Genomic DNA, 838 nt, shown 5'->3' on the forward strand with positions numbered 1-838 from the left:
GTGCGAACTACGATCTTACATATGCAGGCGCGAATCTCACCATTGGCACACGGGCTATTACAGTTACCGCCGATGCACAAAGTAAGACCTATGGCGATCCTGATCCTGAATTGACATATAAAATTACAACAGGTAGCCTGGCCTTTAGTGATGCGTTTAGTGGTGAGCTTACGCGGGATGCAGGAGAGAATATTGGTACACGTGCAATTACCCAAAACACACTTGCTTTAAATGCGAACTATGTACTTAGTTATGTGGGAGCTAATCTCACCATCGGTACACGCGCCATCACGATTACTGCTGATTCTAAGAGCAAGACTTATGGCAATGGTGATCCTGCGTTAACTTATCAAATAACAAATGGCAGTCTCGCCTTTAGCGATGCCTTTACAGGTGCATTGACCAGGGATGGCGGTGAAAGTGTGGGAAACTATGCTATCAATCAAGGCACACTGGCCTTGAGTGCGAACTACGATCTTACATATGCAGGCGCGAATTTCACCATTGGCACACGGGCGATCACGGTTACTGCTGATGCGAAAAATAAGACTTATGGCAATGCTGACCCGTCGTTGACGTATCAAATAACAAATGGCAGTCTCGCCTTTAGCGATGCCTTTACAGGTGCATTGATCAGGGATGTTGGTGAAAGTGTAGGAAACTATGCTATTAATAAAGGCACCCTGGCCTTGAGTGCGAACTACGATCTTACATATGCAGGCGCGAATCTCACCATTGGTACACGAGCTGTTACAGTAACCGCCGATGCTCAAAGTAAGACCTATGGTGATCCCGATCCTGAGCTGACTTATAAGATTACCGCAGGGAGTCTTGCCTT

1 protein-coding gene is annotated in these 838 nt (G+C 46.5%); it reads left to right on the forward strand.

Annotated elements, in window-relative coordinates; translation table 11 throughout:
• A partial coding sequence (locus GGD38_RS22760; protein WP_375303898.1) for an MBG domain-containing protein occupies window positions 1-838 on the forward strand: 838 nt, incomplete at both ends.

This window comes from Niastella sp. OAS944 (genome assembly GCA_024809215.1).
In the GTDB taxonomy this organism is placed as follows: Bacteria; Bacteroidota; Bacteroidia; order Chitinophagales; family Chitinophagaceae; genus Niastella.